The sequence below is a fragment of the Niabella digestorum genome, from assembly GCF_036409055.1.
Lineage (GTDB): Bacteria > Bacteroidota > Bacteroidia > Chitinophagales > Chitinophagaceae > Niabella > Niabella composti.
Genome location: NZ_JAZGLY010000003.1, coordinates 435012 through 459732 on the forward strand (window position 1 = coordinate 435012; position 24721 = coordinate 459732).

The 24721-nt window shown below is 41.1% G+C and carries 21 protein-coding genes; 6 read left to right on the plus strand and 15 right to left on the minus strand.

The genetic code is table 11. The annotated features are described in order from the left end of the window. Window positions 1-15: 15 nt before the first annotated feature. The 4 genes from V2H41_RS07350 to V2H41_RS07365 form a co-directional block, all read right to left on the minus strand. The gene (locus tag V2H41_RS07350) at window positions 16-2067 is read right to left on the minus strand and encodes a protein-disulfide reductase DsbD family protein (RefSeq protein WP_330974492.1); all 2052 of its coding nucleotides are present in this window, start codon (window positions 2065-2067) and stop codon (window positions 16-18) included. Window positions 2068-2176: 109 nt separating this feature from the next. Then, window positions 2177-3043 carry a dTDP-4-dehydrorhamnose reductase gene (gene rfbD / locus V2H41_RS07355; RefSeq protein ID WP_330974493.1) on the minus strand — a complete coding sequence of 289 codons (867 nt, stop codon included), beginning with the start codon at window positions 3041-3043 and terminating at the stop codon, window positions 2177-2179. 3 nt (window positions 3044-3046) lie between these two features. Further along, window positions 3047-3598, minus strand: a complete 552-nt coding sequence (gene rfbC / locus V2H41_RS07360) for a dTDP-4-dehydrorhamnose 3,5-epimerase (RefSeq protein ID WP_330974494.1) — start codon at window positions 3596-3598, stop codon at window positions 3047-3049. Window positions 3599-3838: 240 nt separating this feature from the next. Beyond that, window positions 3839-4969, minus strand: a complete 1131-nt coding sequence (locus V2H41_RS07365; protein ID WP_330974495.1) for a DegT/DnrJ/EryC1/StrS family aminotransferase — start codon at window positions 4967-4969, stop codon at window positions 3839-3841. 80 nt (window positions 4970-5049) lie between these two features. Here V2H41_RS07365 and V2H41_RS07370 point away from each other — a divergent pair, with 80 nt between their 5' ends. Next, window positions 5050-6297 (plus strand): 3-deoxy-D-manno-octulosonic acid transferase, encoded by a 1248-nt coding sequence (locus V2H41_RS07370; protein ID WP_330974496.1) that lies wholly within the window; start codon window positions 5050-5052, stop codon window positions 6295-6297. Here the strand turns inward: V2H41_RS07370 and V2H41_RS07375 are convergent. Beyond that, window positions 6278-6970: a hypothetical protein gene (locus V2H41_RS07375; RefSeq protein ID WP_330974497.1), complete on the minus strand. Its 693-nt coding sequence runs from the start codon at window positions 6968-6970 to the stop codon at window positions 6278-6280. The genes V2H41_RS07370 and V2H41_RS07375 overlap by 20 nt on opposite strands. Window positions 6971-7230: 260 nt before the next feature. Between V2H41_RS07375 and V2H41_RS07380 the strand changes: the two genes are divergently transcribed. The 5 genes from V2H41_RS07380 to V2H41_RS07400 all read left to right on the plus strand — a co-directional run bounded on the left by V2H41_RS07380 (window position 7231) and on the right by V2H41_RS07400 (window position 11021). Next, window positions 7231-7803: a thymidine kinase gene (locus tag V2H41_RS07380; RefSeq protein ID WP_330974498.1), complete on the plus strand. Its 573-nt coding sequence runs from the start codon at window positions 7231-7233 to the stop codon at window positions 7801-7803. Window positions 7804-7815: 12 nt separating this feature from the next. Continuing rightward, entirely contained in the window at window positions 7816-8502 is a 687-nt protein-coding gene (locus tag V2H41_RS07385; protein WP_330974499.1) for a heme exporter protein CcmB, read from the plus strand. Window positions 8503-8618: 116 nt separating this feature from the next. Beyond that, the gene (locus V2H41_RS07390) at window positions 8619-9311 is read left to right on the plus strand and encodes an ABC transporter permease (RefSeq protein ID WP_330974500.1); all 693 of its coding nucleotides are present in this window, start codon (window positions 8619-8621) and stop codon (window positions 9309-9311) included. 10 nt (window positions 9312-9321) lie between these two features. Continuing rightward, a complete protein-coding gene (locus V2H41_RS07395) occupies window positions 9322-9519 on the plus strand; it encodes a CcmD family protein (RefSeq protein ID WP_330974501.1) in 198 nt (65 codons plus the stop codon). An 80-nt stretch (window positions 9520-9599) separates the two neighbouring features. Beyond that, complete coding sequence (locus V2H41_RS07400; protein WP_330974502.1) at window positions 9600-11021, plus strand: Glu/Leu/Phe/Val family dehydrogenase; 1422 nt, start codon at window positions 9600-9602, stop codon at window positions 11019-11021. A gap of 387 nt (window positions 11022-11408) precedes the next feature. Here the strand turns inward: V2H41_RS07400 and V2H41_RS07405 are convergent, their stop codons facing one another. The 10 genes from V2H41_RS07405 to odhB all read right to left on the minus strand — a co-directional run bounded on the left by V2H41_RS07405 (window position 11409) and on the right by odhB (window position 24124). Beyond that, window positions 11409-12098, minus strand: a complete 690-nt coding sequence (locus V2H41_RS07405) for a hypothetical protein (RefSeq protein WP_330974503.1) — start codon at window positions 12096-12098, stop codon at window positions 11409-11411. A 410-nt stretch (window positions 12099-12508) separates the two neighbouring features. Continuing rightward, window positions 12509-14965 (minus strand): ATP-dependent Clp protease ATP-binding subunit, encoded by a 2457-nt coding sequence (locus tag V2H41_RS07410; protein WP_330974504.1) that lies wholly within the window; start codon window positions 14963-14965, stop codon window positions 12509-12511. Window positions 14966-15205: 240 nt separating this feature from the next. Then, a complete protein-coding gene (tssD, locus tag V2H41_RS07415) occupies window positions 15206-15595 on the minus strand; it encodes a type VI secretion system tube protein TssD (protein ID WP_330974505.1) in 390 nt (129 codons plus the stop codon). A gap of 66 nt (window positions 15596-15661) precedes the next feature. Further along, window positions 15662-17050, minus strand: coding sequence for a DUF5458 family protein (locus V2H41_RS07420; RefSeq protein ID WP_330974506.1), 1389 nt, complete (start codon window positions 17048-17050; stop codon window positions 15662-15664). 25 nt (window positions 17051-17075) lie between these two features. Beyond that, the gene (locus tag V2H41_RS07425; protein ID WP_330974507.1) at window positions 17076-17531 is read right to left on the minus strand and encodes a type VI secretion system contractile sheath small subunit; all 456 of its coding nucleotides are present in this window, start codon (window positions 17529-17531) and stop codon (window positions 17076-17078) included. 307 nt (window positions 17532-17838) lie between these two features. Beyond that, entirely contained in the window at window positions 17839-18363 is a 525-nt protein-coding gene (gene pyrR / locus V2H41_RS07430) for a bifunctional pyr operon transcriptional regulator/uracil phosphoribosyltransferase PyrR (RefSeq protein ID WP_330974508.1), read from the minus strand. Window positions 18364-18455: 92 nt separating this feature from the next. Then, a complete protein-coding gene (pruA, locus tag V2H41_RS07435) occupies window positions 18456-20087 on the minus strand; it encodes an L-glutamate gamma-semialdehyde dehydrogenase (protein ID WP_330974509.1) in 1632 nt (543 codons plus the stop codon). A gap of 133 nt (window positions 20088-20220) precedes the next feature. Then, a protein-coding gene (gene prfB / locus V2H41_RS07440; protein WP_330974510.1) for a peptide chain release factor 2 occupies window positions 20221-21310 on the minus strand; the annotation gives its coding sequence in 2 pieces (ribosomal slippage) (window positions 20221-21261 and window positions 21263-21310; 1089 coding nt in all). 44 nt (window positions 21311-21354) lie between these two features. Continuing rightward, window positions 21355-22485, minus strand: coding sequence for an RsmB/NOP family class I SAM-dependent RNA methyltransferase (locus V2H41_RS07445; RefSeq protein WP_330974511.1), 1131 nt, complete (start codon window positions 22483-22485; stop codon window positions 21355-21357). 79 nt (window positions 22486-22564) lie between these two features. Further along, window positions 22565-24124 (minus strand): 2-oxoglutarate dehydrogenase complex dihydrolipoyllysine-residue succinyltransferase, encoded by a 1560-nt coding sequence (gene odhB / locus V2H41_RS07450; RefSeq protein WP_330974512.1) that lies wholly within the window; start codon window positions 24122-24124, stop codon window positions 22565-22567. Between the last annotated feature and the right edge of the window lie 597 nt (window positions 24125-24721).

Here is a 24721-nt window from a genome sequence, read left to right on the forward strand (position 1 = left end):
TTCATAAGAATGCTTTTATTCTTCTTGCCTATTCCGATATTCTTCGACTACTTTATCGAGATGATTGATAAATTTTTCTACTGATGCATCATAACCGTAGCCTTGGGGAGCCAGAGGCGATTCGTTTTGGTCTAAAAAGAAATAAATAGGCTGTGCATTAGAGCCAAAACGAGATATTTGCAAATCGGTATTTTTTTCACCAAGTGTTTCAACATGTTTTCCGAGATGTTTGGAGTAGTACTGTTCTTCAACGGGCAAAACTACTCCCTTGCCATGTACATCCATATATAAAGACGCTATAACAAAATGCTCTTTCAAACGACGCATAACTTCGGGATGACTCCACACTTGTCCTTCCATTTTTCGACAATTGACACAGTTCACACCGGTAAAATCAAGCATCAATGGTTTCTTCACTTTCCGAGCAACTTCCAACGCTTCTTCATAATCGAAATACGTAACCAGCCCATTATTTACAACTACAGCGGGTTCATTATTCTTCATCACCTCTGCAAACTTTTTAGGTCTAGGAAGTACTCCACTTTCAGCGTCTGCGGCACCAGAGACATAAGGAACACTATTTAAAGAATGCCCCGAGGGAATATCATCTGCATTAAAGTCCTGAGTTCCCATGGGCGGCAAGAAAGCACTTACTCCATGCAGCGGAGCACCCCACAAACCGGGAACTAGATATATCGTAAATGACAAAGAAACTATCGCGAAAAATAAACGTGTGATAGATAAATATGGTAATCCGAAATCATTTTTGGGCAATTCGTCATCATGTTTAAACTTGAGCTTTCCCAATAAGTACAAGCTTAACAAAAGGAAAATTGCAATCCAGAGTACTAAAAAGATTTCTCTATCCAGAATGCGCCACCCTTGTGTAAGGTCGGCGTTGGAAAGAAACTTGAGCGCTAAAGCTAGCTCCAGAAAACCTAAAGTTACCTTTACTGAGTTAAGCCACCCCCCTGCTTTTCCCAGTGCGTTTAACTTGCTGGGGAAAAAGGCAAAAAATGCAAATGGTAAAGCGAGTGCCAGTGAAAAACCGAACATACCCACGAGTGGACCTAACCGGCTACCTTGCGAAGCCAACACCAATAGGTTGCCAATAATAGGACCAGTGCAGGAAAACGACACAATCACCAAAGTAAGAGCCATGAAAAAGATGCCTTTAAAACTTTTAGTGTTGGCATTACTATCAGCAGCCGTACTCCATTTAGCTGGCAATTCAATATCGAAGGCGCCCAGAAAGGAAATACCAAAGACCAGAAATATTAAAAAGAATATCAAATTGGCTAGCCAGTGCGTGGCCAACTTATTAAGTGCATCAGGCCCGAAAATCAGTGTAATTACAAATCCTAGTAAAGTAAAAATAATGATGATGGATAAAGAATACGCAATGGCATTCTGTATTCCTTTGGCCTTCGTGTTGCTTCTTTTGGTGAAGAAGCTTACGGTAACCGGTATCATAGAGTATACACAAGGAGTGATTAATGCTATCAGCCCGCCACCAAAGGAAGCCAGAAAGATCCACCATAACGAATTATCCCTGGGATTAGCGCCCTCTGTGTCAGCAGGGGCTACGCCTATCGTTGGCCCATCTCCAGCATTGGGTTCTATAATTTCACGAAAAACTGCTTCTGCCGACGAGAACGTATCGCCGGATTTATACATATAATTAATTTGCCCCTTTACTACAGCAGTTTCCGAAGCAGGGATATTGAGCTGTTGTACCCATTGTACGGAGTCCTTGACACACCGTACATCGACCGATAAAATAGCATCGTACTCCGTTTCGATAGTGCCTTTCTCTACAATAGCCCCATTTAAAAATGAAAAAACACTGCTATCAAATACTACTTGAGAATATACAGCATCCTCAGGTTTTTGCTGCAACGGGTAAAGGCGGGTATCAGACTGCAATACATGAGCAGTTATCGTGAATTCCACTACTTGATTATTCACTCTTTTGTGCGCGTAAGAAAATCTCACATGCGTCGAATCCTGAGCACTTACACCCCAGCCCACCCATAATGACATCAGGATAATAAGCAATTGCTTCATGTATTTGTAATTTATTCTAATACAATATTTAAACACCTTCCCCGTACTTTTCAGTAATACAAAGCTTTTAGGCACTTAAGATAACAACAATAAGCTATTCAAATTGTTCTTATTGCAATTTCTGAATACAAGCTTGTAAACTGTTGCTCCAATTTGGTATAGGGACATTATATGTTTCTTTAATTTTCGTCTTATCCAATACACTCCATGCCGGTCTTTTTGCCGGTGTAGGATAGGCTACAGTGGGAATAGCTTTTATCTCCGTATCGGCATGTATGAGATCTTTAATAGCCACAGCAAAGTCGTACCAACTAATTTTCCCTTCATTAGAGTAATGATAAATACCCGAACGCCATTTTTTTGAAACAATAATTTGCATAATAGCTTCGGCTAAATCTGCGGCGTAAGTAGGTGTACCATACTGATCACATACTACATTAATATGCGGACGCTCCTGCATTAACCGTATCATAGTCTTCACAAAGTTTTTCCCATATGTGGAATACACCCACGCCGTACGGATAATGATGGCATCTGTATACTGCAACGCCTTTTTCTCTCCTTCCAGCTTAGTAATACCATACACACTGACAGGGCCGGTAGGATCCTCTTCTTTATAAGGAACAGTTCCATTTCCGTCAAACACATAATCTGTAGAAATATGGATCAGTTTAGCTCCATAAGCAGTACAAGCTTTTGCAAGATAGCCGGGCGCTTCGCTATTTAAAGCTTCTACAAGACTACGCTCTGCAGGATCTTCAGCTTTATCTACCGCCGTATAGGCAGCACAGTTAATGCAATATTGCGGCTGATGCTGCTGAAAATAAGATAGAATGGCTGCTTCATCCGTTACGGAAAGGGTTTCACGATCGGTAAATAAAAATTCAAACGCAGGGTACTTGTCTGCAATAGTCTTTATTTCCGATCCCAATTGACCTCTGGCACCTGTAACCAGTATTTTTTTTCTTTCATCCATTCCTTATTCGAAGTTATTGATGCACTCTTTAAAGGAAGGCAGCTCCAAATCTTTTTCTGATACGATAGCCGCGCCTCCGGGTAACCGCCAATCAATAGCTAAATCTACATCATTATAAATAATACCGGCCTCACTCTCTTTATTGTAGAAAGCATCGCATTTATACATTACAAGAGCAGTTTCACTCAATACGGAAAAACCATGGGCAAAACCTTTAGGTATCAACAATTGCTTCTTATTTTCATCAGAGAGCTCAATAGCAAAATGTTTACCATAGGTAGGAGAACTTTTTCGCATATCTACAGCGACATCCAAAATCCGGCCTTGCAATACCCTGACCAGTTTAGCTTGTGCATACGGATTCAACTGATAGTGCAACCCCCGCACTACCCCATATTTTGAAAAAGACTGATTGTCTTGTACAAAATTGTAATGCAGGCCAGCCGCTTCAAATGCCGATTGGTTGTAGGATTCAAAAAAATATCCCCGATAGTCTTCAAAAACTCTGGGTTCAAATATCAACAACCCTTCTATACCTGTTTCCGTAAAAGCCATACTACAAGCTAAAGTAACTTCTGTTAATAATTTTATTTCTATAGATACCCTTTAGGTCGGCAATAACCATCTATCGCCAGCTGGTGCTTCAAAAAATTTCATTATTCAGTATCAAAGATCATTAATCAACTTCAATCCACAAACTACAGCGCTATGGACTTCCCCACATAGCCCAACCCTATAACTGCCAATTTTGTCTGCTTTTCTAATAGGTCTTTATACATTGCTACACAAGTGGCATTACTGATTTACGAACTCCAACACAGAGTGTGTAATATATTGAAGCTGCTCCTCATCCATTTCGGTATGAATGGGAAGAGAAATCACACGCTCTGTAAGCCAGTCTGTAACCGGCATATCCTGTTGCTCGGTTTTAAAATGCGCAAACATTTTTTGTCTATGCCCAGGTACAGGATAATAAATCATAGCAGGGATTTTCTTATCTGCGAGAAAGGCTACTAATCCATCTCTGTCTACATTATTCAGTTTTAAGGTATACTGATGATAAACATGATTTGTAAAAGCAGCCGTAATCGGCGTAATAATTTTTTTATTACCACTAAATGCTTGATCATAATACGCAGCTACCTTTTGCCTTGCTGCATTATAAACATCTAGGTGCTTCAACTTCACATTTAGTATAGCAGCCTGTATACTGTCCAGTCTACTGTTACAGCCTACTACATCATGATAATATCTGCGGCTTTGCCCGTGATTCGCAATCATTTGCATTTTATCAGCTAGGTCATCGTCGTTGGTACATATTGCACCCCCATCGCCAAAAGCGCCGAGATTTTTACTGGGATAAAATGATGTACAGCCAATATGCCCAATAGTGCTGGTTTTTTTCTTTTCGCCATTGGTAAAAGTTACGGTACAACCGATAGCTTGGGCGTTATCCTCGACTACATACAGTTGATATTTTTCGGCTATCTGCATAATAGCTTCCATATTTGCCGCTTGACCATACAGATGCACTGGTACGATTACTTTTGTATTGGGGGTGATCTTTTTTTCCAGATCGGCAATATCCATGCAAAAGGTATCCTTATCAACTTCCACGAACACCGGTTTCAGTCCCAACAAAGCCACTACCTCAGTTGTAGCAATATAGGTAAAGGACGGCGTGATTACCTCATCCCCGGGTTTTAAGTCTAATGCCATTAAAGCAATCTGCAGTGCATCAGTACCATTGGCACAGGGAATCACATGCTTTACCTGTAAATAAGCCGCCAGATTACTGGCAAATTCTTTAACCGCAGGACCGTTGATATAAGCAGCACTGTCCATCACTTCCAACACCGCTTTATCAACCTCATTCTTAATCTTAAGATACTGGTTGCGTGTATCAACCATTTGTATAGGACGCATCAAATATATTTTAGTTTTAAAGTGAACAAAAATACGGCAATTTATATTGATTGCTTTTACTTTTGCCGAAAGACAAGTATGTGGAGATTGCAATTTATAATACATTCATCTTTCTGTATCAGACAGCCATTCGCATAGCAGCGCTGTTCAATGAAAAAGCCCGCCTATGGGTAAATGGTAGAAAAGATATTTTTACCAAATTGAGTAACGCTTTATCCGGTAATACACACCCCATTTTATGGGTGCACTGCGCTTCTTTGGGGGAGTTTGAGCAGGGCCGTCCTCTTATTGAAAGATTCAAACGAGAGTTTCCGGATTATAAAATCTTGCTGACTTTCTTCTCTCCCTCTGGTTACGAAATCAGAAAAAATTATAATCAGGCCGACTGGGTATTTTATCTGCCTGCCGATACAAAATCCAATGCTCGCACATTTGTACAGTTAGTACAGCCAAAGTTGGCCGTATTTGTTAAATACGAATACTGGTATCATTATCTAAACGAACTCCATAACACATACACTCCTGCGATACTCATATCTGCCATTTTCAGAGAGAATGCCATATTCTTTAAATGGTATGGAGCCTTGCACCGAAAGATGCTACAACTGTTTAGTCACCTGTTTGTGCAAACATACGATAGCGTTGAACGCGTCAAACAATTCGTTTCTTCTGAAAAAATTACGCTTGCAGGCGATACTCGATTTGACCGTGTATATGAGATTGCAGGTAGCTTCGAACCGATTCCGGCTATTGCAGATTTTATTAAAGACAGAAAAGTAATTGTAGCCGGCAGCACCTGGCCTGAGGATGAAATACAGCTGAAAAAACTTATGGATCAGCTTGAGGATGAGATGTTGCTGATAATAGCGCCTCATGAAATCACCGAAACCCATTTACAATTTGTAAACAATACCTTCCCCGGCTGCGTGTTCTACTCGCAGCTCAAGCAAAATCCCCAACTAAATGGCTCCGTACTGATAATCGATAATATTGGCATGCTCTCAAAGCTTTATCATTACAGTACAATAAGCTACATTGGTGGTGGCTTTAATAAATCTGGCATACATAATACATTAGAAGCTGCTGTATATGGCAAACCAGTAGTATTCGGGCCCAATTATCAAAAATTTGCAGAAGCCGTGGGGTTAATCAACTGCGGTGGTGGATTTAGTTATCAAAATGACAACGAACTGATTAAAGTGGTACAATCTTTATTGGGAAATGAGCAAAAATTACAATCAGTCGGTACCGCAGCCGATCAATTTGTGAAAAACAATACCGGCGCCACAGAAAAGATTATTACATGGGTTAGGAGAACCTTCTCCTAACCAGTTGCTCAAATTCTTGGACGGTAGGATTGGAACTCAGCCAGCCGTTTTTAGTCCTCAGCTCTCGGGTAATCCAGTAGTCAGCTTCATTATAAGTGTTAAACCTGTTAATCGTCTGAATACTTCTATCAAACGTACTTTCATCCCCCCGGAAAAGTTCCTTTATATAACGAAGCCGATCCTGAGCATTGATCGCTTTGCGTAAATCTTTAATACTACTTTTCCCCGAGCGTGGTGCTTGCTTGGCTACTCGGGTGGGAGGTTTAGGCTGTCTAGCAAGTGTAGGCAGCTCCTCCATCGTAGGGTCTGCAACAATATTTATCACCGCGCTTCCTTTAGCTCCCTGCTGTGAATGTTTCATCAGTTGCTCTACTTCTTCGTAAGTGGGAATACCTGCAGGAGGTAGCTCTTCTTCACTGAATACGTCGGCATCCACATTTAATTCAAAATACTCCTTCTCCTCCTTAACAATGCTAACTTCGGCACTATCAATTGCCTGAGGAACAGCAGGTCCCATCACCGCGATGCGCGATGCCCCAAGCACACTAATCTCTTTCTGACAACCGACGATTTCTTTTTGTAACATTTGAACCGTAGCCAATAACTGCTCCAAGGGAGCCCCCTCTTCAGTCTGTCTCTTGACCTTTTCAACAAGGCTTTTGATTTTTTCCATTCCCATTGTTAATAAATAAAGGATTTAAAGGGAAGTGTGGCTACAAACTCAATGCCATACAGCATATAAATTTATCAAAAAATTTAATACAATTACTAAAAATAGCACACATCCCCGGTTTAAGAACCTGAAAACGCTATCGGGATTTCATACAATCCTATCCAGCGAATGAAAAATTTCTTGTACGTTTGGGCTAAAACTATATACGAACAGAAAACACAATTATTGTTCCGACATCAATAAATAAACAAATATTAACAATGTTTATTGAACCAAACCTAAGTGGTAAAAGAAATGGCTGGATTGAAGTGATCTGTGGCTCCATGTTTAGCGGAAAAACAGAAGAACTTATCCGGAGATTAAAGAGGGTTCAGTTTGCGGGTCTGAAGGTGGAAATATTTAAACCCGCTATCGATACGCGTTACGATGAATCGGATATTGTTTCGCATGATACCAATACCATCCGTTCTACTCCTGTAACTAGCTCTCAGGAAATATTGCTGATGGCACAGGATGCCAATGTGATTGGAATTGATGAAGCTCAATTTTTTGACGATGGTTTGCCCGACGTCTGTGACCAACTCGCCTGCAAAGGACTTAGAATCATTGTGGCTGGCTTGGACATGGATTACGCCGGGAAACCTTTTGGTCAGATGCCTTTCTTGTTGGCAAAAGCGGATTATATAACCAAATTGCATGCTATTTGTGTGAAATGCGGCGCTATAGCACAATACTCGTACCGAAAACTGCCCGATGACGATCAGTTGATGTTGGGGGCCATGGATGTATATGAACCCCGTTGCCGCAAATGCTATTATGAGAAGGAGGACTAAAAGTTCCTAATTTTGAATATTATTAATCAGCAAAATCATACTCAACCCGTTTTGAAAGCCGTTTTCACTTTATTTCGAAAAGACTTGTTGCTGGAAATAAGACAGCAGTACAGCTTTTATGGTATTCTTCTATACATAGCGGCGACTATTTTTGTGCTTTTCATGGCAGTGGAGGAGCCCGAAAAAGAAATATGGAATGGACTTTTTTGGGTAATACAATTATTTATCTGCATTAATGCTGTAGCCAAATCTTTTATGCAGGAAACCAAGGCCCGAATGCTCTATTTCTACACGGTCTCGTCTCCAGTACATTTCGTGGTGGCCAAAATCCTGTTCAATAGTGTACTCATGCTGGCCATGACTACCATTAGTTTAGGGCTTTTCTTTGCATTTATCGGTAATCCCATTCAAAAAATAGGCGCTTTCTTTGGTATTGCGCTATTGGGTGGTTTTAGCCTCAGTATGGTCTTCACCTTTCTGGCGGCCATTGCCGCAAAAGCAAGACAGAATGCAGCCATCATGGCTGTACTCGGCTTTCCCCTGATTATTCCCCAACTTATGCTGTTAATGAAACTTTCGCAAAGTACTTTACGTGCCGATATACCCTTTCACTGGAATGACATCCTTTTACTGATTGCCATGGATTTACTGGTGGGACTGCTGTCGGTCATCCTGTTTCCTTTTCTCTGGAAAGATTAAATTCAAACATAGAAGCTAAAAAGGAGCATAAAATTTTAATCATCCAATTAATCAATTCATAATATGAACTTTCCTCTTACTTTTGCGTTTATCAATCTAAACTGAATTTTTATTATATGAAAAAGGCATGGTGGAAAATTCTATGTGTTATTTTGCTGGTATATGCCATTGTTGGCGGTATGCTGGTAAAAATTCCTAACCTGCCTGTTTTAGGAGAAACCATTCGCAATCTATTCTACCATGTAGGGATGTGGGCAGCCATGTTTGTATTATTCACCTGCTCACTAGTACACTCTATTCGCTACTTGCGAAATTCCAATTTAAAGAATGATATTGCAGCCAGCCAATACGCTTCAGTAGGTATCCTTTTTGGTATATTAGGTTACGCCACCGGCGCTGTATGGGCTAGTTACACCTGGGCCGATCCCAATAATCCCGCGTTCGACTCTTTCAGTGCCGTAGCGAGAGAGCCCAAATTAATAGGTACTGCTATAGCATTGCTGATATATTTTGCGTATTTCATTTTAAGAAGCTCTATTCAGGATATAGACCAGAAAGCTAAAATCAGTGCAGTATATAACATATTTGCATTTGCAATGCTATTCCCAACTATTATGATCGTACCCCGATTACTACCCAGTCTGCATCCCGGACAGGAAGGTAATCCGGCCCTCAACTTCAAAGACGCCAGTCCAGAGCTGCGCATGATTGAATATCCGGCTTTTATCGGATGGACCTTATTAGGTGTATGGATTGCGACACTTAAGATAAGATTGCATTATATCAGAGAAAAACATTTACTTAAATAAACTTTCAATAATGAAACTATTATCCATCCTCTTATTGCTGCTTCCTTCATGGGTGTTTGCACAAACGCAAACCGAACAAAGTTTCATGTACAGCAGTGGAAGAATTTATGTGGTTATTGCCGTTTTACTAATTATTCTTTTAGGGGTTATTTTATACCTCATAAGAATTGAACGCAAACTGAACAGACTGGAAAAGGAAAGCAGCTAACCTTCCTCTACTTCACCGTACCTTACTATTGCATCAAACACACCTAACGGATTGCTTAGAATACTTTAAATATAAATCCTATGTCAAGCATTAATAATTACAGCTTTTTTGCAGCTGTGGAAAAGAGTTTTAACAAGGCAGCTCAATTTACCCACTGGGATAAGGGGTTGTTAGAACAGATCAGTGCCTGCAATGCGGTATACCGTATACGATTCCCACTAAAAAAAGAAGACGGCACAATAGAAGTAATTGAAGCTTATCGTGTACAACACTCCCACCACAAAACCCCTTGTAAAGGTGGTATTCGCTTTTCTACAGCGGTAAACCAAGACGAAGTGATGGCTCTTGCTGCCTTGATGACTTATAAATGTGCCATTGTAAACGTACCCTTCGGAGGAGCTAAAGGAGGTATTAAAATCGATCCTAAAAAATATACTCCTTACGAACTGGAAAAAATTACCCGCCGTTACACCTCAGAACTGATTAAGAAAAATTTTATCGGCCCAGCCGTAGATGTTCCTGCTCCTGACTACGGAACCGGAGAGCGTGAAATGGCCTGGATTCTTGACACTTATACTGCTATGCATTCGCATGACATTGACGCTGCAGGATGTGTAACAGGTAAACCGGTATCCCAAGGTGGTGTGAGAGGACGTCGAGAAGCCACAGGATTAGGTGTGTTTTACGGAATAAAGGAGGTGTGCTCTATGGAAGATGAAATGGCCAAACGGGGGCTTACACCCGGCGTGGAAGGGAAAAGAGTAGTGATACAAGGATTGGGTAACGTAGGATACCATACCGCAAAATTCTTTCACGAAGCAGGGGCCCTCATTATCGGCGTAGCAGAATATGAAGGAGCTATTTATAAAGCAGATGGTATTGATATCAACGAGCTTGTGAATCACCGCAAGAGTACGGGCTCCATCCTGAACTTCCCCGGTGCCGAGAATCTGGAGAACAAGAAAGCTGCACTGGAGTTGGATTGTGACATTCTCATTCCTGCGGCTTTAGAAAATGTCATCAATGCCGAGAACGCTCCACGCATCCGTGCAAAAATTATCGGAGAAGCGGCCAACGGACCTATCACACCCGAAGCCGACGAAATTCTGCTACAGAAAAACGTACTGATCATTCCCGATATTTATCTGAACGCAGGAGGTGTCACCGTTTCCTATTTCGAATGGCTGAAGAACCTGAGCCACGTGCGCTATGGACGATTAGAAAAAAGGTTTACCGAAAATATGAATGCACGGATACTGGATGAAATGGAAAAACTCACCGGCAAACGCGTTGAAGATGGCAGTCGCTCATTGATAAAACATGGCGCCGATGAAATCGATCTGGTGTACAGTGGTCTGGAAGAAACCATGATTTCAGCTACTCGAGAAATCATGGAACAATGGAAAGCCGACCCTCGCATTCCCGATATGCGCACTGCAGCATATGTAGTAGCTATCAACAAAGTTGCAACTACTTATTCCGAATTAGGCATTTTCCCTTAATAATTTTAGATTTAATCACACCAAAAGAGCCTGTCTCACAAGTTTGAAGCAGGCTCTTTTTTTGTCACCAAGAGAACAGAACAAGATTGTAAATACGCTACTACATTTAAGATTTTTCTTTTAAAACATTCTCATTTTCCCATGTCACAAAATATATCAATATACATATCCCCCTAAATAAAGTTGACCGCTTGGGTTCAATAATCATTAAATAATTCATTGGGGCAATCATAAACCAGACGTTTCTCACTTAAGCAAATTTAGATAAGGCACAATGCTCCTTCACCAACTCAGAATGCAAATTCTAACCCATCGAAAGCCTATAAAAAAAGCCGTCTCAATCTTATGAGACGACTTTAATAGTGAGTGATGTATAATATTGCTTACTTATTTCGGAATGCCCGTCAACTGGCATAATTGCTCATAAGGCATGGCTTTAAATTCACTCTCCGTGTACATTTTGCCGTTTAGCTCAACCGTTTTTTCGCTCAAGCTTAACGAGCTTGCCCAAACTTCTCCGGGAATAAGTACATAACGAAATTGCACACCACCAAACCCGATTGATGCAGAATTATCGTGTGTATAGCGAGTAATCACCAGACCGCCCACTTTCGGTATAAAACTAACGGTGCTGGCTTTCGCGGGGCCGGTTCCTGTACCGGCATCGGAGGTATATGGCAATGGTATGACGGTACTTGCAAATCTCATATACACTTGAATGACTCCACCGTCGATAATCGCTTGCGTTAACCGGGGTACAGTGAAGTGATTGACTTTCACATTGCTCCCGTCAATCAATGAATCCCGCTGTGCCTGCGCAAAATTTAGCCAGTCACTGTAAATAACGTTGGCAGTGCCTGCAGGACCTTGTGGTCCCTGAGGCCCTTGCGGGCCCTGAGGTCCCTGCGCCCCTGCCGGGCCTCGATCGCCTCTGTCGCCCTTGTCTCCTTTCGGACCTTGCATACCCTGAGGTCCTTGAGGTCCTTCGGGGCCAACGGGGCCAGCAGGCCCTTCTTTAGTACATTGTGTTGCCAATGCTGCTAGTGCCACAAGTAGTAATAAACTTATCTTCTTCATAAAAAAATAGATTTTATTATTTAATACTCGAATACTCTTCCCTAAACCATGTAGTTCGTTCGGAGTCAACAATTATTGGATAATTCCTTAGGGTAATTACGATATGTGTATGACCTACCATTTATACCAGCTCCTTGCCTCCTTTTGCAATTCTTTTTCCTTTGTTTCATTGACTGTCTTTTATCTCAACGATATGCATACTTTTCAGTGCAAGTGTAGATCCTATTGTGAATCTCCTAGATGCTATACTGTAATAATACACCAAGGGAACTACCTACATCCCCCTTCAACATCACCTACTCATATACGCTTGAACAATTCGGAACGGCTATGTACAGATCTAGCATTCCCATGTTAACATAGCTTTTCTATTTTAGAAAAGGACAATTTCAAAGAACAACATTTATAACTCATTCTAATATCCATTTTAACTCATACTCTTCTAGATCTAACGTAATATGGCTTCCAGCGCTCAATTCGCCGGCAATAATCTTTTGAGATAAAGGTCTGCGAATCTGTGACCGTATGGCACCATGCAAAGGACGGGCTCCAAACTCAGGGGTAAAACCCAGTTGAGCAATCTTTGCCTTAGCATCGGCAGTAATCGTTAAGGTAATTTGTTGTCTCTCCAATGCTGTATGCAGATCCTTTAAGTTAATTTCTAAGATGCGTTCTACCATTTGCTGTGTCATAGGAGCAAAAGGAACAATCTCAGTAAGACGCCCCAAAAATTCTGGACGGAAATAATTTCCCATCACACCTAACAAATGTGTATGATCGGGCACACTACCACTATTGAACGAATCCACCACATACTGGCTGCCAATATTGGAAGTAAATACGATAAGTGCATTGGAAAAATCACCTTCCTTACCCAGCTTATCATGTAATTTACCTTCGTCCAGTATTTGCAGGAAAAGATCGAAAACAGAGGGGTGGGCTTTTTCTATTTCATCAAACAATACCACGGCATAAGGTTGTTGTCTAATTTTATTCACCAACAAACCTCCTTCTTCGTAACCTACATATCCGGGAGGTGCCCCATACAGTAATGCAGCTGAATGTTCTTCCTTAAATTCGCTCATGTCAAAGCGAATAATGTTCGAAGAATCTTGAAACAGAAAATCCGCCAGCGATTTGGCTAACTCTGTTTTACCCGTTCCAGTAGGGCCAAGGAAGAAAAACGAACCGATAGGTTGTCCCGGCTTACCCAATCCTGATCGGGATTCTAGGATCGCATCACTTACTACCTTAATAGCGTGATCCTGTCCTACTACTCTTTGTGATAAAATTTCTTTAATATTTAGCAGTCTTTCCTTTTCCTGAGCTTGGAGTTTTCCTAAAGGAATACCGGTTTTATCAGCTACGATGGAAATTACATCATGCTTATCCAACACAGTACGGTCCTCATTTGTCAAAGGCTGCAATACTTCATATACTTTATCAAGAAAATCAGAAATTTCTTTTACAGACTGCATTTTTTCTGGATCATCGGCAGCTGGAACGGCACTCCATACTACAGGGCTCATTCCTGTTTTAAGCTGGTGATAATGCCATTTGTATTCTGCAAGATCGGCATCAGAAGATTCCTTCAGCTTTTCATAATCAGATTTGCGTAATGCAAGTGTTGTAGCACCGGTATCTGATACTAATCGTAATGCTGCCATAGATCGGTCCATCAGATCGATAGCGGCATCGGGTAAGCGACGATCTTTAATATATCTTTTTGCCAAGCGGATTGCTTCTTGCATGGTTTCGTCCGGCACCGATATTTTGTGATGTTGCTCATATAAGGGCATCACCATTTTCATCATTCTGAATGCCACAGCTGGAGTAGGTTCATCAACATCTAGCATCTCAAAGCGACGTGCAAAAGCTTCATCACGTTCGATATGCTTCCGGTACTCATCAATAGTAGTAGCTCCGATGATGGTAATGGCTCCTCGCGCTAGTTCGGGCTTTAATAAATTAGCAGCACCGGCAAACGGACCACTTTTATCCAGCAATACATGAATCTCATCTATAAATAAAATTGCTTTCTCAAACTTTTTAATCTCGGTTATTACCGATTTTAACCTTTCCTCTGTTTCTCCTTTATAAGAAGCTCCAGCAGCCATAGCCCCATTATTGAGTTCAAACACTCTGGCATTTTTCAGGATTGCGGGAACTTTTTCATCGGCAATGGCAAGAGCAAAACCATCCACAAGTGCCGTTTTCCCTACACCAGGCTCCCCTACTAAAATCACATTGGGTTTACTGCGACGGCATAAAATCTCTGCCATCATCCGCACTTCCTGATCGCGGCCGATGATAGGATCTAGTTTCCCTTCTAATGCGAGTAAAGTTTTATCAATACAGTATTTCTGCAACGCATTGTTTGCCGGAAGGGGACCTCGCTGTTCCGAAGCTCCTACTTGAATATCGCGCAACAGTTGATCTACATCGCTTCCTACCTGAGCCAGCCCGATAAGATCATCACGCTTTAAAGGAAAAGTCTTCAGCTGATCGAAGGAAAAAGCTACGCCCGGGGTGCTCAATGAGGCCAATACATAAAGAGGCTGAATCTCGTCGCTCTGAAGTTTTAGCCGAATATTATCTGCATCATCAAGAATAGCAGTAACGTCATCAGCCGGCGGGATCTCATCCTTTGGTGCAGTGCTTTTAGGTAAATTCTCGATACGTACATCAGCCCATTCGGCAAGATAATACATATCGATATCGGCTTTCATCAGCCATGCATCTAGCTCCACATCGTCGTGAAGTAATGCTCTTAACAAATGTGGAGCTGCATAGCGTGGATGCATATTTTCCTTGGCAATAGCCTTGGCTATGTTAATTGCCTTTTGAAGCGTCGGGGATAATTGCATAAATTAATAGTCAGGGATAAAACAACAGAAAACAGAAGCCTATTTCACCTATACAGTAAGGTAAAAAATGAACAATAGCTGACCAACAGTTAGAACATTGTTCAATAACTGATCAATATAACCTATAAGCTTCTTTTCCTACAGGTTAGCGTAGCATCCGACTCAGCCTGTACAAGCCTCATCATCATGCACATAATGAGAGTTAAAACAAACTTGCATGAAGCAAGTTATTATCAACACCTACACAGCCCACTCATTAACATGGCTGGCATTCCCCATGCTGATTTCTCTAGCACTGATAGTAAATGTTTCGATGATAGGATTTTCGCCCGTAGCATTAAAATGCTCATGATAAGATACGAGATAGCCTTCCTTAAAAGACAGCTCCTTCATTGTAGCGTCAGAGTCTCTTTTGGTAAAAGTAATTTTACCATCTTTTCTTTCAAAATTATTACACATCCATTCAAAGAATTTGGTGTCGCCGGTTGACTCTACCGTAATAGTAATCTGCCCGCCTCTGGTAATGGATGAAGGACGTCCGGTAGCATCGGTTTCTTGCTTCATTGCATAACTAAGGTCAAGGATATTGTGTTTGGTTCCTGCTACTTCTAATTGTGCTTTAAATGACATAACTGGAGTATTTTAGTTTATTAGTGAATAAATAGATTTTACTAAAAGTTTAAATAGACGGAATCTTTAATCTTGTTCGTAACTGGAAGCCCATGCCACACCATCAGCGTCATCACCTTTCTGCCCATCCAGTTTAATAAGAAATGTTTTGGCAGGGAAATACGGTTTCAGATGTATATCCAGAAATACTCTATCCTTTTGCAGGGGATCCTGCTCAAACCTTTTAATAGTGAAGTTTTCAATAAGTTTATTCGGGCCTGTAATGCTATCCAGGAATTTTACTATCTGGCTATTCAACTCTTTACGGGTATTGGCATTAAAGTTTTCGAAAGCTCTTCTGTTGAGAAAATCCATCATTACTTTTGCTACATAATCAAATACACGTACTACCGAATAGGTTTGCAGGCCTATATTGTCGCCATTAAACAAAGTCTTTGCAGAAAATGCCATCACCTTTCCGTATTCTTTTGCCATAGGCACCAACCCTAATTTTTCCAGACTGGCGATTTCACTTTTCTTTAGATCGAACCGTACGCCGTCTACCTCGTTCATAGACCCGTGCTTCTTTCCGGCCGTTACCTGCGACATCAGTGTGTAATAAATCTTTCCTCCCAATGCTGAAGAAGGGGGCACATATAAATCCTCTTCCTCCCCTACCTGTGTATCCTTTTCACGGCCTACCAGCCAGTTACAAGTCATTACTACATTGGAGCGATAGATATCACCTCCTGTAAGATTTGCTGCTTCGAATAATTCCATCACATCGTCAGGTGTGTCCAAATTTTCAAAATCGGTCACCATCATCACTTTATTCTCATGAGCAATCTTTGCCCACTTCTCTACAACTTTATTTGAGCCCAGATAACCCGGTATAATCAAAATGCCATAATTATTACGGAGATCAAGTCTATCAAAATTGTTAACCAACTCTTCCCTTACAGAATCAATAAAACGCGTATTGTCCAAGTCTTTAAGCTGATCCAACTCAGCGTTCATAAAGGACACATTCTTCACCTTTGAACTTTCAGTATTCTTAAAGAACAATCCTACAGAACGATAGGAACGCTCCAAATCGGCAGTGCGCTCCAACGCTTTTTTAACATTCGTCTTAAGCGTTCTATCGGCCTGCTCTGCAAGCTGATTGCAATGCTCCACCATCTCTCCTACATCATCTGTCGACTGCAGAATACCAATCCACCAGTTGAGCGTATTTTTCAGTTCTTCTCTTTCCCGCTTTTTACTATTTTCTTCTAGAAAGATTTTCTTTCTTGCCTTTCTTTCTGGATTGAGGTTCTGCACATTATCAATTGCGGATTCCAACAAATCGTACCCACCTAGTTTAGCAAGTGGTTGCAAATAGGAATCCAGAGTACCCAACTCCGCTGCCGCAGGTTCGCGGTACTCTTTCTGCATATTTTGCTCTTCGGGAGAAAGTTGATTTTGAGTTGTAGACATAACGGTATGATTAGTTTTTGAATAATTATTTTGATTTGCCTTCAAGTTCCTGCACCAGTACTTTTAATGCTGACACAAGATTATCTTTCATGCTTTTATCGGACAAGGCTTGTCTTAACAGCTTATTAGTCTTAAGCTGCTTAACTATTTTCTCATATTGCGTACGCTTCATATCTAACTCACTTAAATATTGACTTTGGCGGATAATACCCTTGGAGCCAAAATCATCAAGACCTTTGAAATGAAGCTCTTCCTGCATTGAAGCTCCGTCTTCAGTTTCAAACTCCATTTCCACCGAAGGATTGTAATGTTCAAATACAGCCTCAATCGTTGTAAGCCCGTGAACAATTTCGGGGCGTACAGGCGGCAGATCGGTTAATTTTTCAACCATTAATACGCGATTCTGAGGAATGTCAGCAAAGGCTTCAGAAGCATCGTTTTTTACTTCGGTTCCGCCAATTCCGTAGGGTTCAATAGGCATAATATTAATTTTTACAAGGTTAAAAGTGCATTAATTGTAGTTGCTTTTTCTCGGTTACCACTTGCACAGCAATCACTTTAGATTTACAAGTAAAATTACCTAGCTTTTCAATTTGAGAGGATAACTAAAATGAGTGATGCTCGACAACAGGCATCAAGCGCTTTAAAACATCGTCTGAAGTGCTTTATAGGAAAGGGTTTCAATAAAAAGAAATCCGATAACAAGTATGGGAATACTTATTATCGGATTGATATTTTGGAAAACTAATTGTAACTGAAATCAGTTATAACATCTTATACTGCACGCTCTATCCTTGTATAAATACGCCTTCCTTATCACTATTTTCGACCCAGCGTACTAATACTTTTTGATTTTCGAAACTGTCAATCGACTTACCTACATAATCCGCCTGTATTGGAAATTCTCGGCTGAATCTTCTATCAATTAATACACAAAGTTCCACTTTTGCAGGACGGCCAAAATCCAATAGGGCGTCTAACGCAGCCCGAATGGTGCGCCCTGTGTACAACACATCGTCAATCAGGATTACTGTTTTATCCTGTATACTAAAAGGAATATCTGTTGTGTTGGCTTTATGCAATGCATTGCGAACATCATCTCTATAAAAAGTTATGTCTAACTTACCATACTGCAATTTCGCATCCTTTTCCGATTGCAAGATCTCCTTATAGATTCTATCGGAAAGATATATACCCCGAGGCTGCAAACCAATGATTACAACATTCGATGCATCAGCATGATTTTCTATAATCTGCTGTGCCAGTCTTTTAATGGTAATTGCAATATGTTCTTTATTTAATATCGACTTCACTTTGTATCTCCTTTAAAATGAAAATCGGAAGATAAATCTTTTCACACACTTTTCATAGAGCATTACAACTTCCTTTCAGAAGAGTAACCAAGCTACTCCTCTGAAAGAAAAGGATATCTGTAATCAGTTGGCGGATTAAAGGTTTCCTTAATAGTTCTTGCACTTAACCAGCGATAAAGATTCAGCATAGAACCTGCCTTGTCGTTGGTTCCCGATGCACGGCCTCCACCAAAGGGTTGCTGTCCTACTACGGCACCGGTAGGTTTATCATTGATATAAAAGTTTCCGGCTGCGTTGGAAAGCTTTTGGGTTGCCAGTTCTACCGCATAACGGTCGGTTGCAATAATAGAACCGGTAAGTGCATAAGGTGAGGTTTGATTAACCAGCTCCAGAGTTTTTTCAAATTGGTTGGCAGGATAAACATATAATGTAAGTACCGGCCCAAAAATCTCCTCACACATAGTTACATACTGAGGATTTTTGGTTTCGATAATAGTAGGGCTGATAAAATATCCTTCTTTTTTATCATAATCGCCGCCCACCAATATAGTCGCATCCTTATCCTTTTTCGCTCTGTCTATATATCCTTTAATTTTATCAAAACTTTTCTCATCAATCACCGCATTGATAAAATTGCTAAAATCTTCCACAGTTCCCATTTTGAAACTACGCACGCCATCTACAAGCTTCTTTTTTACTTCTTTTGCGATATTGGAAGAAATATAGGCACGTGAGGCTGCAGAACATTTTTGTCCCTGATATTCAAAAGCTCCACGCAACAATGCTGTTACTAACACATCAGGATCAGCACTCTTGTGTGCAATCACAAAATCCTTACCACCGGTTTCACCTACAATACGGGGATAACTTTTGTATTTACCAATATTTCTGCCGATGGTTTCCCACATGGTATTAAATACACGGGTAGAGCCGGTAAAATGGACACCGGCAAAGTCTTTATGATTAAAGCATACATCTCCCAACTCGGGACCATCTACATAAATGAGATTAATTACACCATCGGGCAAACCAGCTTCTTTCAAAATGCGCATAAACATCTGGGCGGAGTATACTTGTGTATCGGCAGGTTTCCACACCACCACGTTGCCACACATAGCAGCCGAAGTAGGGAGATTGCCTCCAATTGCGGTAAAATTAAACGGCGTTACAGCTAATACAAACCCTTCCAGCGGACGATACTCAACTCTATTATGCATACCCGGACTGCTAATGGGCTGTTGCTTATAGATTTCACTTAAGTAATGCACATTGAAGCGGAGGAAATCTATAATTTCACAAGCACTGTCTATTTCTGCTTGATATGCATTTTTGCTCTGGCCCAACATAGTCGCACCGTTCATGTGAAAACGATACTTGGTAGCGATAAGGTCGGCTGCTTTCAAAAATATATTGGCGCGATTTTCCCAACTCATAGCGGCCCACTGCTCTTTTGCTGCCAAAGCCGCATCTATTGCTTGTTGCACATGTTTTTTATCGCCTCTGGAAAAATATCCCAATATAAAATTTCTTTCGTGAGGAGGATGTATAGGCACTCTATTCTTTGTATACACTTTCTCAGCTCCTATATACATAGGAATTTCAATCTGCTCGCTTTTCAATTGGGCTAGCGTTGCTTTCAATTGTTCTCTTTCTTTAGAACCCGGAGCATAGTTGAGTACGGGCTCATTGGCTGGTAACGGATATGAAAATGTTCCCTGGTACATATATACTTTTTATATGAATGGTTTACAATAGCTGTAACAAAGGTAAGCCGCTTTCGCGGCCTACAAAAAGATCTCCCATGGTTTTCAGTCCCTTTGAGCAAAGGTGAGCACAATACTACATCTATCGATTTGCCTACTCGTCACTTTTACTGGCCATGAGATAAGCCTTTATGAAGCCATCCAGATCGCCATCCATAACGGCCTGTACATTACCTACTTCATAATCGGTACGATGGTCTTTAATCATTTTGTAAGGATGGAATACATAGCTGCGGATCTGACTACCCCATTCTATCTTCTTTTTATTGGCGTTGGCGGCGTTTTTCAATTCTTCACGCTTACGTAACTCTTCTTCATATAAGCGGCTTTTCAGCATTTGCATGGCTTTTTCACGGTTGCCTAGCTGCGTGCGCTCGGTCTGACAAACTACTACGATTCCTGTGGGTATGTGCGTCAGCATCACTTTAGTTTCTACTTTGTTTACGTTTTGTCCACCAGCGCCTCCACTGCGGGCAGTTTCCATCTTTACATCACTATCTTTTATTTCTATCTCGATAGAATCATCCACTAGTGGGTACACAAATACCGAAGCAAACGAAGTGTGTCTCCTAGCATTACTATCAAAAGGAGAAATACGCACCAGACGATGCACGCCTGACTCAGCCTTTAAGAATCCATATGCAAAGGGGCCATCAAATTGTAGCGTAGCGGTTTTAATGCCGGCACCGTCACCCCACTGCCAATCTAGCTCCGTAACCTTCCAGCCTTGCTTTTCGCCATACATACGATACATACGAGCCAGCATTTCAGCCCAGTCCTGACTCTCGGTTCCGCCTGCTCCGGAATTAATTTGTAATATAGCTGGAAGTTCATCCTCCGGCTCGTTCAGCGTGCTTTTGAATTCTACCTCATCCAATGTCTCCAATGCCTGATCATAAGCCTGCTGGGTTTCCTCTTCCGTAGCATCTCCACTTTTCCAGAATTCAAATAGTACGGCAAAATCCTCTACCGCCGTTTCAGCACGACGGTACAAGTCAACCCAATATTCGTTTATTTTTAACGACTTAAGTATCTCGGTTGCTCTCTTGTTATCGTCCCAGAAACCAGGGCTTAGCGATAACTGCTTATCCTGTTGAATTTTTTGTTCGCGGTTATCGACGTCAAAGAAACCTCCTTATCCCGAGAATGCGGGACCGCATATCCTGTAACTTTTCCTGTGTCATGCTGCAAATATATAATGGATAAGTCTTTGTTCCACGCTACCGATTTACTTTCTTAACAATGCGCCAAACATGGTGTCGGCCTTTATCTCATACCCTTTAAAAACTTGCTGCTGAATGGCCTGCACCCCTTGCTCCTGAAGATAATGTACTTGATCTTCATTTTCCTGACGGAATACCGAACAGGTTATATACAGCAAATAGCCCCCCGGTTTTAGATATTTTATCACATTTGAGAGGATGGCACGTTGTAATGCAGCATAATCACCAATCTTATCTTCACTAAAAAATAATAACTGCTCAGGTGTTCGCGCCCAGGTACCGCTTCCACTACAGGGCACATCGGCTATTATCAAATCAAAAAGATGATCGGGGCGAGCCTTAGTGGCATCTGTAACAAAGGATTTATAGCGCTTAATACCCGCTTCTTCAAATCGCCGTCTCAAATTGCTAATAATCGAGGGTCTAAGATCAGATACAGTAAGTTCGATATCTGATAGAATATCTTTTGCCAAAATAGATTTACCTCCACTGGCAGCACAACAATCCCATACTTTTATTTTAGCATCCTTTGCAGCCTGTTCCTTATAAAGCTCCAATAAAGTTCCTACATTCTGCGAATTCAGGTCCTGTATAACGGCCTCTCTATTGATGGCAATAACCGATTCCGCCTTAAAACTATTAGGCAGCCGCACCGAATTCCCTTCTACAGTAAAATTTACGGCAGATAATTGTAGTTTATTAATGACTGCATTTTCGTTCCCAGGCCGAATACGTAAAAACAGATCCGGCTGTACTAAATGGGATTGTTCAAATGCAGCTTGGTCAATATGCTCACTTAAAGGAGCATCATAATTAAAAATCTTTTGGGGCTTATCCTGGGGTAGCGCAGCTCCCTTTAAAACAGCTACATGTGTGGGATCGAGTTTAAATCCGGTGCACTCGAGACCTTTCAGTATTTTCTGATGCACACTGCACTGAGGATAAGATCTTCCTAACCGAAAATAACTGTAACAAAACTGTGTAATATACTTACGGTCTCTACTGCCGAACTTTTTGTTTCTGGAAAAATAGTCTTTGATAAAATGTGCAAAAGGGATGCTGCCATCATATGACTGTATGATGGCCGATGCCGTATTCACATAAGAATAGAAATGATTGAGCTTTAAATTTTGCATCCTCCCATTATTAAAAAAGCTGCTTAAGAGCATGAAACGCTCTTAAGACAGCTTCTTATTTTCTTAAAATTATATACGCTTAGATTTCCAATAAAGTTTTTATCGGGTCTTTCTGAATCAAGAGTAATGCAGGATTTTCCAGCAACTCTTTTACACGCACCAAGAAGCTCACCGACTCTCGACCATCCACAATACGATGGTCATAACTCAATGCAACATACATCATCGGCCTGATTACCACCTGACCGTTTATTGCCACCGGGCGCTCCTGTATTTTATGCATACCTAAGATAGCACTCTGAGGCATATTGATAATGGGGGTACTGAGTAATGAACCAAATACACCGCCATTGGTGATTGTAAACGTACCTCCAGTAAGATCTTCAGCTGTAAGCTTGCTATCGCGAGCTTTGGCCGCCAGTTCTAACACTTTTCTTTCAATTTCGGCTAAACTCAGGCTTTCTACATTTCTGATTACCGGTACGGTTAATCCTCGAGGAGTACTTACTGCTATGCTGATATCTACATAATCGTGATAAATAATATTGTCTCCATCGATATACGCATTGATGCTGGGCCACTCAGAGAGGGCAATAGCGCAAGCTTTGGAGAAGAAACTCATGAAGCCCAGATTCACACCGTGTACTTCCTTAAACTTATCCTTATACTGTTTGCGTATATCCATAATCGGCTGCATGTCCACTTCGTTAAAAGTGGTCAGCATTGCCGTAGTATTTTTAGCTTCTACCAGACGGCGGCTGATGGTTCTGCGCAGATTAGACATTCTTTCCGCACGCTCATTACGACTGAACAACTCAGCACCATCAAAAGCTTTGCGCCCTGCATTGGCAATAGCAGCCAACACATCTTCTTTTACAATTCTTCCCGAAAATCCAGAAGGCTTTATCGATTTGGGATCAACTTTTTTATCGGCTATAATAGCAGAAGCCACAGGCGTAGCTTTAACATCGGGCTTTTTGATGGCGGTATCGGTCTCAACTTTTGTTTCCGGCTTAGCTGCCGCTGGAGCAGGCTGTGCCGGTTTGGCTGCTGCAGGTTTTCCTGTGGTTTCTTTAATCACGGCGATAACATCGCCAATTTTCAAAGTATCGCCTTCAGCTACCGAGGTTTCGAGTAATCCCGCAATTTCAGCATTTACTTCGAATGTGGCCTTCTCACTCTCCAGTTCTGCTACTACTTCATCGCGCTCTACATAATCACCAGACTGTTTCACCCATCTCAGAAGGGTTACTTCGCTGATGGATTCACCCACTGTAGGTATCTTTAATTCGACCTGTTTGCCGGTAACTTGCAAGGACGCTGCTGGTATTTCTTCAGGAGCTACAGTTTTTGCTTCAGTGGCTTTATCTTCAACAGGTGCAGGTGCTGATGCAGGCTTGGCTGCTGAATCATCTATTGAGGCAATTACCGATCCGATATTGATGGAGTCCCCTTCAGCAACTAAGGTTGTCAACACACCTGCTTTTTCCGCATTTACCTCAAAAGTGGCTTTCTCACTCTCTAGTTCAGCTATTACCTCATCACGCTCCACATAATCACCTGTTTTTTTCACCCATCGCAATAAAGTTACTTCACTTATCGACTCGCCAACCGTAGGCACTTTTATTTCAACAGCCATAAATAATACTTTTTGTAATAGTTCGGCAAATTACGTAAAAATGACAATACCGAAAGTAACAAATGAGCGCCAATTTTTACATGTCCAACCACCAGTATAGTCCCGAGATAAGCTTTTACAAGTTTTCCTCTGAGCCTTGGAGTTATACTTGCTTGGTTACCCCCTGCTATCTGCTATGCGTTTGTATCACTAACAATATTCGTATACTAAGGTTCTTTACCAGCCACTAATTATACTTTTAAAGGTCCTAATCCCTCAAGAATTCCACCTTAGTCTTTAAGGATGCAACAATTTTGATTTAATAACTCTTTCGCATATACGCCCACACATCATACCTCTTTCCATAGGTACCGATAGCACCTTTCTAGCACCCAAGAACTATCTGCACTTATATTTCCCTAGCTACCAAGCAACTACAAAAATAGAATAAACAATAATATATTAATAAATGTATATTTAATAAATTGATAATTACGTATTCGTTTTAACAATTTTAAACATAAAGAACATCTCCTCCCCATTCAGCACAGCACCACTTTTAAGAAACTCCATTACTGAAATGCTTCAAAAACTCCTCTTAAATGCCTACTCAGAACT